Below are 12,752 nucleotides of genomic sequence, written 5' to 3'. Positions count from 1 at the left end.
AAAAACTCAGTAAAATTGCTTGAATTCCTGTTTTAATCGGCTCATATTGGAATGGATAACATGACTTACGCCTCCAAGTGATGATTCATTTTTGACCCACTTTTTATAATAAAATGACCTCATAAATCCTCTCTTGCTCCATCACTTCTTTTTCTTTGCTTATGAGTGTCACTCTTTTTGCTGATAGTTGACCGATGTTACTGTAAAAATGAATGGGCAAGCATGGAACTCACCTAGTTTGTACAGCCTTGGCTAAATAAGTTGATAAGCGGTTAAATTGACATAAAAAATTACGCTTCTTTACGCAAGACCTCTATGAGAGCAGGTCTAGTGTCTTTATACTGCTAAACAATCTATGAACTTTGATGACTAATAATATGAGTATAGAACAAAAGAAAATTAAGGTATGGGACATACCAACTCGATTATTCCATTGGTTAACGGTTGGGTTATTATTTTCACTTTGGTGGACTGCTGATAGTGGAGAAATGGAGTGGCATCAAATATGTGCCTATAGCTTCATGGTTTTGATTATATTTAGGCTGTTATGGGGGGTTATAGGCAGTGAAACTGCCCGTTTTAGTGACTTTATTGCAGGCCCTAAAAAAGTCATGGCCTATGTTACTGGAAAAAAGACTTCACCAGTCGTTGGTCATAACCCATTAGGTGGTTACATGGTATTGTTTATGCTGGCCGTGTTAAGCCTTCAATTGGTCAGTGGTCTATTTTCTAGTGACGACATATTTACTGAAGGTCCCCTATATTCAATGGTTTCTTCAGATGTTAGTCGTTGGTTTACATGGTTGCATAAAGTCAATTTTAACGTCATTTTAGCTTGTATCATCCTCCATATCTCAGTCATATTGATTTATGCCATTAGAGGCAATAATTTAGTTTCTGCGATGATTTCTGGTAATAAAAAGCTGTCAGATGAAGAGTTAAGCATGTTACCAAATACGCCGAAAATGGCTTCATCTATCTTAGCGATGAGCTTAGTGCTTATATTAAGTGCTGTAATTGGGTATTGGCTGATTGCACCTATTGTTGCTTTCTTATAAATCGATACTTAATTATTCTGATATTGATTTGTTAAGATCAAAAAGCCCACTTTAGTAGTGGGCTTTTTATTTGTATTGATTAACTAAATTAATTAATCTTTTTTGTACATATCGTGGCAACCTTTACAGCTCTTGCCGGTATTACCAAAAGCCTGCTTGATTTGTTTTTTATCGCCACTTTGAGCTGCAACTGATAACTTAGCGGCATTCTCTTGGAAAGTCGTCATTTTGCCATCAAAGTCAGCTTTGTTTGACCAGATTTTGGCTAGCGCTTCAGTATCGCCCTTGTCAGAACCATCAATGAAGCCTTCATGTGGTATTTTTGCTAACGCTTCAAGGTTTGCTGCACGAGTTTGAAAAACATTAAGATCGAAATCTTTTTTACCTTTCAACATGGCACCCATGTCTGCAAATTGGTAACGGATTAAGCTAAATCCTGATTTACGATAATCAATCGCGTCATCTGCATCTTCAAAGTTGTGCGCATTGACACTTGGTATAAGTAGTGCACTCACTGCTATTGCTAATATCTGGCTTTTCATAAGCTTTCTCTTATTTTCTAGTTATATGGTTAAGAAATGTCATCTAGGTTCATGTCACATTTTACACATAATTTTGAACTGAGTGCGAGTGTTGTTTGTGTCTATTTGTAAGTAAAAAAGTAAAACTTAGCAATTATAAAAAAGATTCAAAATTTTTTATTTCTATCGAGAAAAACTTGGTACACTTTGTACTGTTGAAGCATTACTAAAAGAGAGCAATATGCGCGCAAATTGGGAATCCGTGATTGAGAAGGTGTTGAGTTATCCAGATTCAGACGAGTTGAATGTGTTATTTCAATTGCTATTAACTGAAGAAGAACGCAATGCCGTTGCAGGTCGTTTAAAAGTTTTCCAATTACTACTTCAAGGTGAACTCAGTCAGCGACAAATATCAGCAGATTATCAGGTCAGTATTGCTACAATTACACGATGTTCAAATTATCTAAAAAATATGAATAATGAACACCGCGAATTGATCCGTAATATGATTTTGTAAGGCTCGTTAAAGATAAATGGGTCTTTAGCTCTGGATGATTTTGATCTGATTTTGATTACCAACGCTGCATTTTAACGACTGGGACCTTATGGTGCCTGTAGCTAATTCGGCGCAGTAAAATGTATAAACCGTAGGTCAATAAACAGATAGAGATTACGACACCTGAATCTCGTGGTAGGAATCGAAATATAAGTCCCGCAGACATAATGTAAATGAAGGGTAAATAACCATAAATACTCTCAGGTAAAATCCCATCGATACGTTTTCGCTTCCTGTCGGTTCGGCGGTTACGCGAGCGTTGATTCCAAATGTGAGCGCCATAAAAATATACCAATAACGATGCTATGATGGCATAAGGTTCTTTTAATAGGGCAACACTTCCTGCCCCAATAACCAGATAAGTTAATGGTAGGATTTCATAGATTGGTTTAATTAACATAAGCACTCCGTCGCTTGTTATTAATCATCAGTTAGTATCAAAAATTAACGCTATAATCTTTGTCGATACTCACTGCTGTTTTTTTATACTCCTTAAATAATAACTTAAAAAAAATACGTTACCCATGAAATTGGCTAACGTATCTTTGATTTCAAACTTTTGGCGTAGTGCTGAGAGCCTAAGTCATTGAATTAAGCATTAAGCACTTTACACCCGCTGTTGAGTTAGTGACAACCACAGCCACCATTGCCATCACAGCCAGGCTTTTCTGTATCACATTGCTCGTGTTCATGATCATGGCCACAACCGCCTGCTGCATGAATATGTCCGTGAGCCACTTCTTCAGCTGTCGCTTCACGAACATCCATTACTTCGACACTGAAGTTTAGGGCTTGGCCTGCTAGAGGGTGGTTGCCGTCTACAACGACAACGGTATCTTTTACTTCTGTCACTTGAACAGGACGTTGACCCATTTCTGTTTCTGCAATGAAACGCATACCTGGAACGATATCTTCGATATCACCAAAAGCTTCTAAAGGTACTTCTTGTTTTAGGCCTTCGTGGTATTCCCCGTAAGCTTGTTCTGTTGGGATATTTGCATCGAATTTATCACCAGCAACTTTGCCTTCAAGTTCAACCTCAAGACCCGGAATTAATCCTTCTGTGCCATGAAGGTAAACCATTGGTTCTGCTTCAAATGAACTTTCAATCAGTTCGCCATTAGCGTCTGTTAAGCGGTAGTGAATAGTCACTGCTGAATGTTTTGTGATTTTCATATCGACTCCAATTCTTAATGTGGCGGCATGATAATACTTTTTAACTTTGTGTGCGATGATTTGTATCAGCTTTTGCTTATTCAATCACATGTTTCTGAATTTGTTTAAAATGAAACAATTTCAAGCAAGTTGATGATAGAGGAGATTAAAACATCTTATTTTGTTGAGTTGACGGACAATCAGTACTGGTAATCGTATTATTCATGCTTTTATCTTTACTTGTCCTTTTGGGTGTAGTTTAAGTAGCTGTTTTATAGGTTTTTTATGTTTTCGCATTCAAGAGGTTACGTTTACGTAAACAGGGTTTTGTGCGGAATTTTGTATGATTAGCGGATAAAAACTGTCATCAGCAGCTTATTTCTCAATGATTTTAGAACAATCTGGAATAAGCGGTTAAAAATAAAGCTTTATTAGGGGTTGACAACAGAGGGCAAAAAAAGCAATTCTGTTATTAATTCAAAACAAGTACATATTTGCTCGTGTTAATTGCATTGTTTTTTTTCAATTTATTAGCAAAAATAGTACAAAAGAAAACAAATTTTAAATAAGTAGAGTGTTCGAATGAATGTCCATCAATATGTTGTAGCTACTATTATTACTACAACCACCACAATTACTATTGTGGGGGCGGGCTAAGTACACCCTAAAGATTTTATCGAAAGCCCGCTTCCCACAAAGAAGCGGGCTTTTTTGTTTCTATGCATAAATTATGAATAAATTTAGCTAAAGCTAACGAGTTAATGGAGTAATAAAATGAAAGTAATGAAGTTTGGCGGCACCTCGTTAGCCAATTGGCAACGTTTCCTCATGGCGGCAGATATTATTGAGCAGTCATCGGCTCAAGAGTCTGTTGCAACAGTCTTGTCTGCGCCTGCAACCGTAACAAATGGACTATTAGAATTAGTGGATTTAGCGCAGCAAGGTAAGGACTACAGCGCGACGTTAACTCAAATTGAGCAGGTGTTTATAGGGTTATTTTCCAGTGCCGCGCAGACGCTTATTTCTGCTGAGCAGAAACAAGTTTTAGATGAAAAGTTGGTTATGCAACTGGCGGATTGGAAGGGTAAATTAACTGGAATCGCCTTGTTGAGAGAATGTCCTGACCATGTAAGGGCGCAAGTTGTTGTATCGGGTGAGCGTCTTTCTGCTGCGTTAATGGAGCAGGTTATGAAGGCTAAATCGTTGACTGCTGCACAGTTTGATCCTAGGCAGCTTTTTTTAGCTCATGGTAAGCCTTTAGAGTCAGTTGTTGATATTAAAGCAAGTAAACAACGTTTTGCTGCATTAAATTTAGAAGAGGCAAGAGTTTGGATTATGCCTGGGTTTACTGCGGCAAATGAGTCAGGTAAAACGGTCACTTTAGGTCGGAATGGCTCAGACTATTCAGCTGCAGTTTTGGCTGCATGTATAGATGCATCAAGTTGTGAAATTTGGACTGATGTCGATGGTGTTTATAATACTGATCCCCGCGTTGTTGCTGATGCTAAGTTACTTGAACAGTTAAGTTATCAAGAAGCCATGGAGCTGTCGTACTTTGGCGCTAAAGTATTGCACCCTAAAACCATTGCACCGATAGCTCAGTATCATATCCCTTGTTATATCAAAAACAGTTTTAATCCTTCTGCGCCTGGCACTTTAGTATCGAACGAGGCTGACAAGACCGGATTGCAAGTTAAGGCTATTTCAAACCTTGACGATCAAACAATGTTTAATATCTCTGGCCCGGGAATGAAAGGCATGGTTGGTATGGCCAGTCGGACATTAGATGCCATCTCTCGCAGTGGTATTTCTGTCTCTTTGATCACGCAAAGCTCATCTGAATACAGCATTAGTTTTTGTGTTAATACAGATGAAGCTGAAAAGGCCAAACAAGCGCTTGAGCTTGAGTTTGAATTAGAAATCCAGTCAGAGCTACTTGAACCAATCGAGCTAAGACAACATTTAGCGATTGTTTCATTAATTGGCGATGGCATGAAAACTCATAAAGGGGCGGCGGCGAAGTTCTTTAGTGCGTTAGCCAAAGCCAGTGTGAACATCGTAGCGATTGCACAAGGCTCATCTGAGCGTTCAATTTCGACTGTGATTGAACAACGTAAAACTAAGCATGCTATTGCAGCTTGTCATCAAGCTTTTTTCGATGTTCAACAATATCTTGATGTGTTCCTCGTCGGGGCGGGCAATGTAGGAGCGGGTTTATTAGCGCAAATTCACCAACAAGCTCAAATGCTGAAAGAGCAGCACATCACAATGCGAGTGTGTGGCATCGCTAATTCTCGTAAAATGTTGTTAAACAGTGATGGTGTTGATTTAACTCATTGGCAAGCTTTACTCGCTGATTGTCAAACAAGTTATGATCTACCCGCTTTGTTTGCTTGGGGTAAAGAGCAGCAATTACTTAATCCTGTGTTGGTGGATTGTACTTCAAGTGAGTTGGTTTCTGACAGATACGTCGATGCAATGAACGCTGGTTTTCATGTTGTTACTCCAAATAAAAAAGCCAACACTCGTGATTATCAATATTATCAACAATTGCGAAGCACAGCGTTGTTGCAACGTCGTCAGTTTTTATATGAGACAACAGTCGGTGCAGGGCTTCCTGTTATTGATAACTTGAAAAAGCTGTTATTTGCAGGTGATAAATTGCAACGATTTAATGGCATATTATCTGGTTCATTATCATATATCTTTGGCATGCTAGATGAAGGCATGAGTCTATCTGAAGCCACGTCGATTGCTCGTGAAAAGTGCTTTACTGAACCTGATCCTCGTGAAGATTTAAGTGGTATGGATGTCGCACGAAAAGTCTTAATTTTGGCGCGTGAAGTGGGCATGGAACTTGAGCTAGATGATGTCATCGTAGAGTCAGTATTACCTGCATCTTTCGATGCATCAGGGGATATCGACACCTTTATGGCAAACCTTCCTAAACTTGATGCTGAAGTGAGTGCGCGAGTTGGAACAGCAAAAGCCGCAGGTAAGTTACTGCGTTATGTTGGTCAAATTGAAGATGGAAAGTGCTATGTACGTATTGCTGAAGTGGATTCAAGTGATCCACTTTACAGTGTTAAAGGCGGCGAAAACGCCTTAGCATTTTACAGCCAATACTATCAGCCTATCCCATTTGTGCTAAGAGGCTATGGCGCTGGAACTGATGTAACAGCTGCAGGCGCATTTGCAGATGTATTAAGAACGCTTAATTGGACACGAGAGGTTGGGCTATGAGCATAACAGTTTATGCACCAGCATCTATGGGGAATGTCGGTGTCGGCTATGACTTACTTGGGGCTGCACTTGCTCCAATTGATGGAAGTTTACTTGGTGACCGGGTGATGATTGAGTCAGCAGAGTCTGGTGTACATTACTCTCAAACAGGCGCTTGGGCAGATAAGTTACCTGCAGATGGAAAAGACAATATAGTCTATCAGTGCGCTGAGTTTTTTCTTAAAAAGCTAGCTATTCAACAAGGTGTTGCTATTAGGCTTGAAAAAAACTTACCGGTCGGCAGTGGATTAGGCTCGAGTGCCAGCTCTGTGGTTGCCGCTTTGTATGCGCTTAATGAACACTTTGAACAACCGTTTGACCAGCAAGCCTTGTTATTATTAATGGGTGAGTTTGAAGGTATGATTTCTGGCAGTGTTCACTTTGATAATGTGGCACCGTGTTATTTAGGTGGAATGCAGCTCATGTTGAATACCCCACAACAGGTTTGCGCAACGATCCCTAGCTTTAAACAATGGTATTGGGTTGTTGCTTATCCAGGGATTTCGTTGTCGACGGCTAAGATGCGAGCGCTATTACCCGAGCAATATGACAAGTCCGTGGCGATTGACTTTGCAAGACACCTTAGTGCTTTTGTCCATGCAAGCTATCAGCAAGACGCCTCATTAGCCATCAGTGTGCTAAAAGATGTTATGGCTGAGCCGTATCGTGCCAGTGCTATTCCCGGCTATACAGCAGCAAGAGAGGCATTAGCCGAGCTGGGAATGCTAACAACAGGTATTTCAGGCAGTGGGCCGACTTTATTTTCTGTGACCGATAATTTAGCCGTTGCAGAGCAAGCTAAATCATGGCTTGAAAAACATTATTTATCACAGGCTGGTGGTTTTGCCCATGTCTGCCAACTCGACGATGCTGGCACCCGTCGTGTGTAACTCAATTATTATTGTATAGGCGTACCAAAATGGAATTATATAATTTAAAACATCCTTCTCAAGTGGTCAGTTTCAGTGAAGCGGTACAACTTGGACTTGGAAAGGATAGAGGGTTGTTTTTCCCTAAATCAATACCAACAATATCGAATATTGATGAGCTGCTACAGCTTCCTTTTGCTGAGCGAAGCAAGAAAGTGCTGGGCGCTTGGCTCGCTGATGAGATCGGTCAAGCAAGTGTTGATAAGTTAGTTGAGAATGCATTTACTTTTGAAGCGCCGTTAGTTGCTGCTGATGATAAGCGCGCATGTTTAGAATTGTTTCATGGGCCAACCTTAGCATTTAAGGATTTTGGTGCACGCTTTATGGCCCAGTGCGTTAATTTACTTGCTGGTGATAAAAAGTTAACGATTTTAACGGCGACTTCTGGAGATACCGGCGCGGCAGTGGCTGATGCTTTTTATGGCTTAGATGCCGTACAAGTTGTGGTGATGTATCCAAAAGGCAAAATCAGTGAGCTACAAGAAAAAATGTTCACTACATTGGGTCGCAATATTCATACTGTTGCGGTAACTGCTGATTTTGATGCCTGTCAAACCTTGGTAAAACAAGCATTTGATGATAGTGATGTTCGTGATGGGCTACATTTAAACTCGGCTAATTCAATTAACATCAGTCGGTTATTAGCACAGATTTGTTATTACTTTGAAGCGGTTGCACAAGCAAAGAAAAAAGGTAATGACGAGATTGTAGTGTCAGTACCTAGTGGTAATTTTGGTAATTTAACTGCTGGATTATTTGCAAAAGCGATGGGCCTACCTATCAAGCGTTTTATCGCTGCAACTAATTCAAATGATACCGTTCCTCGTTATTTATCAGCTGGTGATTGGGCGCCAAATGCGACTGTTGCGACGATGTCTAATGCTATGGATGTTTCTGAACCATCAAATTGGCCAAGAGTTGAAGCAATATGCGAAACAATGGGGTGGCCATTATCATCGATAACAGGCGTAGCGTTAACGGAATTGCAAACCACCAAAGCGTTAAGTGACTTATACCAATTAGGCTACCAATCAGAGCCACACGCTGCGATTGCGGCTCAAGCTTTGACAGATGAGCTTGAGGCTAACGAAACAGGCATATTTTTAGGCACAGCTCACCCTGCTAAGTTTAAGGATGTTGTGGATGAGCAATTACATATTAACCTTCCTTTACCTGTAGAACTTGAGGCGGTGGTTAATAAACCTATATTGTCAGTGGAATTAGCGCCTGACTTTGAGCAATTAAAAGCACACTTATTTAAAACCTTAAATTAACGAGTAGGGTTTAAAGCTATAAAGCACCGTAAAGGTGCTTTTTTATGGTAAAAATTGCTCTGGAATATGCTTTTTTATTGCTTTTAAAGGGGTTTATTACAATCATTTATTTTATGATCTTCGTCATAACAAGAATTCAACCACTAGTGTAGATTGTAAATACTCGAAGTGTGATTAATCTATATACATGAAGGAATTGTGGTTATGGATAAAATGATATTGAAAAGGCTAATGAATGATCATAAGCATATTGCAGTTTTACTTGATGTATTAGCTAAAAAAAATCACAAACTTTCCCAAGGTGAAGCGGTTAACTTTTCGTTGATTAGAGATGTTGTCGAATATATGCAAGTCTATGCTGAGCATAGTCATCACCCTTTAGAAGACATCACTTACAATTACTTTGTTAAACAATTTTCTAGCCCCTGTAATACTCAACTACACGAAGAACACACAAAGCTTGCTGAGTATTCTGGTGCATTAATGTATAGCTTGAATCTTATTCTATCTGATGTGGTTATTTCTCGTGAAAAGTTAGTGACAGATTTGCAAGCTTATGTCGATATTCAGCGCAGCCATATGCACTACGAAGAAAGTGAATTGTTTCCTTTATTTGCAAAACAACTCACCGCACAGGACTGGGATACGATTAAATCTCAATGTGAAAAGCAATTAGTGGATGATCCTTTATTTAGTGACAATGATGAAAGTATCTTTGAAGATTTAAAAGCGCACATAGGCTTAGTTTGAAATGTTAATTAAATGAAACAAAAAAGAGCGCTATATGCGCTCTTTTTATTTTTTGATTTATGAATAACTATTCAATTAGTTTTAATGCTTATAATGGCATTGTTTCAAAATCAAAATCAAAACTTGTATCAATGTCTTGAAGTTCTTTGAGTAGACGCTGTTTGTCCTTTAACGCTTCTATCTCCCGCCATTTACGTTTTTTGTTTGAGCTTTTTGAGCGAGTTGGTCTTTCAACAACTTGGTCTAGCGCACCACCATAGTCTAAACGATCCATGGTAAACCTCCCTTGTTATTATGATGTCTCTATGCAAATAAGTATCATATTTCATCGCTATTGTGCAATAGCTTTGTTTCATTTTTGTTAATGCGGGCTGACAATTTAATGAAGCTTTACTGGCTAATTTAGTGACTTGTGCTATGTGAAGAAATAAGAGGGAATAAAAAAGCCAGCTTATGCTGGCTTTTTTAGGTTTTATATCTGACCTTGTCGATATAAATTAATTAATGCATTACTCGAACAATCTAGCTCTGAAGCGTCTTTTTCAGCTCCAATCCTATCAAGAACGTCATTTCCAAGTACCTTACCAAGTTCAACTCCCCATTGATCAAAAGAGTTAATTTGCCAAATAGCACCTTGAACAAAGGTTCTATGCTCATAAAGTGCGATTAAAGCACCTAAAGTGGTAGGGGTTAGCTTATCCATTAATAATGTGTTGCTAGGCTTATTACCTGACATGACTTTGTGCTGTGAAATAAGGCTTTTTTCTGCTTCTGGCATATCTTTCTCTGCAAGTTCAGCGTATGCCTCATCATACGTGCGCCCTTGCATTAATGCTTGGGTTTGTCCAAAGCAGTTAGAAGCAAGTTGGTTATGATGTTCACCTAACGGATTATGGCTTTGAAGCGGCATAATAAAGTCAGCAGGAATGAGTGTAGTGCCTTGATGCAGTAATTGGTGATAAGCATGTTGACCATTGGTGCCTTCACCGCCCCAAATTACCGGACCAGTACTAAAGTCAACTTGAGTACCATCTAGCATGACTGATTTGCCATTACTTTCCATATCAAGTTGCTGGAAGTAAGCCGGTAAACCACGCAGGTAATGGTCATAGGTTAATACCACATGAGACTGCGCATCATGGAAGTTGCCATATAACACTGATAGCATGCCCATAATGACAGGCATATTTTGCTCAAGTGGTGTTTGAGCAAAATGTGTATCCATCTGATGAGCACCGTCTAGTAACTGTGTAAAGTTGTCGAAGCCGATTAGCAAGGCAATGGGTAAGCCAATTGCTGACCATAATGAATAACGACCGCCAACCCAGTCCCACATTGGGAAAATGTTTTCAGCGTCAATACCGAATTCTGTGGCTTTATCGACGTTTGAAGTCACTGCAACAAAGTGTTTTGCAACATCAGTCTGCGAGCCACCATTCGCCAAGAACCAATCTTTAGCGCTAAGCGTGTTGGTTAAGGTTTCTTGAGTGCCAAATGATTTAGATGACATAACAAACAGGGTTGTTTCTGCATCTAAACCTTTTAACTTTTCACAGATAGAGGTGGCATCAACATTGGCAACAAAATGACAATTAAGACCTTTAACCCAGTACGGGCGTAATGCTTGAGAGACAATTTTTGGACCTAAAAAGGAGCCGCCAATACCAATGCTGACAATATCAGTGATGGTTTTACCGGTATATCCCTTCCAGTGGCCATCTTGCACTGATTCAACAAACTGCTGCATTTTAGCCAGTGTTTGCTGTACTTCAGGTACGATATTCTTGCCTTCAGCCATTATTACCTGTTCAGGCTTACTGCGAAGTGCCGTATGAAGGACTGCACGGCCTTCTGTGTTATTAATAATGTCGCCATTAAACATGGCTGCAATCTTATCGCTTAGGTTAGCTTCTTTAGCTAACTTGAACAGCAAAGATAAGGTTTCATCATTAATGCGGTTTTTAGAATAATCTAGTAATAAACCACAGTCCTTAACGCTGAGTTGCTCAAACCTTTGTGGGTTTTGAGTAAAAAGTTCGCGCATATGAGGCAATACAGATGCATTTTGAATTAACTGCTGCCAGGTATTACTCTGAGTTAAATGGGTCATGCAAATCACTCCATTGATTAATTAATTAGCCTAGCTTCTCGTTTAACATGACTTCAAGTTTCCCTTGGTCAATGGCAAAGTTACGAATGCCTTCTGCTAATTTATCTACAGCCATTGGATCTTGATTATATTCCCAGCGGAATTGTTCTTCAGTAAGTGGGGTTGGGGCTGCTTCAACTGACGTAGCTGGTGCTAACTTTTGTGTGATGGCTGCATCGCTATTAGCAAGCTCTTCAAGTAATGCTGGCCCAATGGTTAAGCGGTCACAACCAGCAAGTTCGATGATCTCGCCAATGTTACGGAAGCTTGCGCCCATAACAACGGTGTTATACCCATGACGCTTGTAGTAATTGTAAATGTCGGTTACTGATACAACACCTGGATCGGTCTCAGCAGTGTAATCTTGACCCGTGTCTTTTTTATACCAATCTAAAATACGACCAACGAAAGGTGAGATTAAGTAAACACCGGCTTCAGCACATGCACGTGCTTGAGCGAAACTGAATAGTAAAGTTAAGTTACAGTTGATGCCTTCTTGTTCAAGTTGTTTTGCTGCGCAAATACCTTCCCACGTTGATGCAAGTTTAATAAGAATACGAGATTTATCGATACCAGCTTCTTTATAAAGCTTGATTAACTTATGTGCTTTTTCAATTGAACCATTTTTATCAAATGAAAGGCGAGCATCAACTTCTGTCGAAATACGGCCTGGGACAATTTTAAGAATTTCAACGCCGATATTAACTGCTAATTTATCGCCTGCGTCTTCTACTTGTTGCGCTACATCATTTGACTGAGCTTTAGCCCAATTAATTGCATCATCAATTAGTGGTGCGTACTCAGGGATCTGAGCTGCTTTTAAGATCAGAGAAGGGTTTGTTGTCGCATCTTCAGGTTGGTAACGTTTGATTGCTTCGATGTCGCCAGTGTCTGCAACAATAGTTGTCAGTGCTTTAAGTTGAGCTAACGTGTTCGCCATGGAAATTTCCCTCTCAAGTAACAAAGTTGTTTTGTTGAATGCGGTTATTAGAAGCGATTTTACTGTATTTTCCAACTGTATTTGTAAAAAAATTACATAAAAAAGTAATTTTTGAGCAACTAGACATGAAATCTTGTT

At 39.6% G+C, this 12,752-nt stretch carries 12 protein-coding genes; 6 read left to right on the top strand and 6 right to left on the bottom strand.

Annotation, left to right across the window (positions count from 1 at the left end; genetic code table 11):
- Positions 1-377: 377 nt before the first annotated feature.
- Positions 378-1,058 carry a cytochrome b/b6 domain-containing protein gene (locus AB4128_RS07645; RefSeq protein WP_055025658.1) on the top strand — a complete coding sequence of 227 codons (681 nt, stop codon included), beginning with the start codon at positions 378-380 and terminating at the stop codon, positions 1,056-1,058.
- Between the two features lie 92 nt (positions 1,059-1,150).
- Here the strand turns inward: AB4128_RS07645 and AB4128_RS07640 are convergent, their stop codons facing one another.
- A complete protein-coding gene (locus tag AB4128_RS07640; RefSeq protein ID WP_211028493.1) occupies positions 1,151-1,600 on the bottom strand; it encodes a cytochrome c in 450 nt (149 codons plus the stop codon).
- 220 nt (positions 1,601-1,820) lie between these two features.
- On the opposite strand from AB4128_RS07640, the gene trpR reads away from it, so the two are divergent.
- Positions 1,821-2,096: a trp operon repressor gene (gene trpR / locus AB4128_RS07635; protein WP_119968907.1), complete on the top strand. Its 276-nt coding sequence runs from the start codon at positions 1,821-1,823 to the stop codon at positions 2,094-2,096.
- A gap of 55 nt (positions 2,097-2,151) precedes the next feature.
- Here trpR and AB4128_RS07630 read toward each other — a convergent pair whose 3' ends face one another.
- Positions 2,152-2,535 (bottom strand): hypothetical protein, encoded by a 384-nt coding sequence (locus tag AB4128_RS07630; RefSeq protein WP_055025617.1) that lies wholly within the window; start codon positions 2,533-2,535, stop codon positions 2,152-2,154.
- 224 nt (positions 2,536-2,759) lie between these two features.
- Complete coding sequence (locus AB4128_RS07625; RefSeq protein WP_372037383.1) at positions 2,760-3,311, bottom strand: peptidylprolyl isomerase; 552 nt, start codon at positions 3,309-3,311, stop codon at positions 2,760-2,762.
- 753 nt (positions 3,312-4,064) lie between these two features.
- On the opposite strand from AB4128_RS07625, the gene thrA reads away from it, so the two are divergent.
- The 4 genes from thrA (at position 4,065) to AB4128_RS07605 (ending at position 9,525) form a co-directional block, all read left to right on the top strand.
- Positions 4,065-6,533 carry a bifunctional aspartate kinase/homoserine dehydrogenase I gene (gene thrA / locus AB4128_RS07620; protein ID WP_372037382.1) on the top strand — a complete coding sequence of 823 codons (2,469 nt, stop codon included), beginning with the start codon at positions 4,065-4,067 and terminating at the stop codon, positions 6,531-6,533.
- A complete protein-coding gene (thrB, locus tag AB4128_RS07615) occupies positions 6,530-7,462 on the top strand; it encodes a homoserine kinase (RefSeq protein WP_372037381.1) in 933 nt (310 codons plus the stop codon). The genes thrA and thrB overlap by 4 nt, the downstream gene beginning before the upstream one ends.
- 29 nt (positions 7,463-7,491) lie before the next feature.
- A complete protein-coding gene (gene thrC, locus AB4128_RS07610) occupies positions 7,492-8,775 on the top strand; it encodes a threonine synthase (protein WP_372037380.1) in 1,284 nt (427 codons plus the stop codon).
- Positions 8,776-8,991: 216 nt separating this feature from the next.
- Positions 8,992-9,525, top strand: a complete 534-nt coding sequence (locus AB4128_RS07605; RefSeq protein ID WP_055025659.1) for a hemerythrin domain-containing protein — start codon at positions 8,992-8,994, stop codon at positions 9,523-9,525.
- A gap of 88 nt (positions 9,526-9,613) precedes the next feature.
- On the opposite strand, the gene AB4128_RS07600 is transcribed toward AB4128_RS07605, so the two are convergent.
- The 3 genes from AB4128_RS07600 to tal form a co-directional block, all read right to left on the bottom strand.
- Positions 9,614-9,799 carry a DUF3545 family protein gene (locus AB4128_RS07600; RefSeq protein WP_055025622.1) on the bottom strand — a complete coding sequence of 62 codons (186 nt, stop codon included), beginning with the start codon at positions 9,797-9,799 and terminating at the stop codon, positions 9,614-9,616.
- A gap of 198 nt (positions 9,800-9,997) precedes the next feature.
- Entirely contained in the window at positions 9,998-11,635 is a 1,638-nt protein-coding gene (gene pgi / locus AB4128_RS07595; protein WP_372037379.1) for a glucose-6-phosphate isomerase, read from the bottom strand.
- 25 nt (positions 11,636-11,660) lie between these two features.
- The gene (gene tal, locus AB4128_RS07590; RefSeq protein WP_372037378.1) at positions 11,661-12,614 is read right to left on the bottom strand and encodes a transaldolase; all 954 of its coding nucleotides are present in this window, start codon (positions 12,612-12,614) and stop codon (positions 11,661-11,663) included.
- Positions 12,615-12,752 lie beyond the last annotated feature (138 nt).

Origin of the sequence: Shewanella sp. 10N.286.52.A9 (genome assembly GCF_041468985.1) — a bacterium.
Classification (GTDB): domain Bacteria; phylum Pseudomonadota; class Gammaproteobacteria; order Enterobacterales; family Shewanellaceae; genus Shewanella; species Shewanella japonica.
The sequence above is the reverse complement of the archived record's forward strand: the minus strand, read 5'-3'. Positions and strand labels throughout refer to the sequence as shown.

What these genes read in the sequence shown, in the direction of transcription:
- thrC (WP_372037380.1), top strand. Translation starts at nt 7,492, where the DNA reads ATGGAATTATATAATTTAAAACATCCTTCTCAAGTGGTCAGTTTCAGT.
- thrA (WP_372037382.1), top strand. Translation starts at nt 4,065, where the DNA reads ATGAAAGTAATGAAGTTTGGCGGCACCTCGTTAGCCAATTGGCAACGT.
- tal (WP_372037378.1), bottom strand. Translation starts at nt 12,614, where the DNA reads ATGGCGAACACGTTAGCTCAACTTAAAGCACTGACAACTATTGTTGCA.
- AB4128_RS07640 (WP_211028493.1), bottom strand. Translation starts at nt 1,600, where the DNA reads ATGAAAAGCCAGATATTAGCAATAGCAGTGAGTGCACTACTTATACCA.
- trpR (WP_119968907.1), top strand. Translation starts at nt 1,821, where the DNA reads ATGCGCGCAAATTGGGAATCCGTGATTGAGAAGGTGTTGAGTTATCCA.
- AB4128_RS07625 (WP_372037383.1), bottom strand. Translation starts at nt 3,311, where the DNA reads ATGAAAATCACAAAACATTCAGCAGTGACTATTCACTACCGCTTAACA.
- pgi (WP_372037379.1), bottom strand. Translation starts at nt 11,635, where the DNA reads ATGACCCATTTAACTCAGAGTAATACCTGGCAGCAGTTAATTCAAAAT.
- AB4128_RS07600 (WP_055025622.1), bottom strand. Translation starts at nt 9,799, where the DNA reads ATGGATCGTTTAGACTATGGTGGTGCGCTAGACCAAGTTGTTGAAAGA.
- AB4128_RS07630 (WP_055025617.1), bottom strand. Translation starts at nt 2,535, where the DNA reads ATGTTAATTAAACCAATCTATGAAATCCTACCATTAACTTATCTGGTT.
- thrB (WP_372037381.1), top strand. Translation starts at nt 6,530, where the DNA reads ATGAGCATAACAGTTTATGCACCAGCATCTATGGGGAATGTCGGTGTC.
- AB4128_RS07645 (WP_055025658.1), top strand. Translation starts at nt 378, where the DNA reads ATGAGTATAGAACAAAAGAAAATTAAGGTATGGGACATACCAACTCGA.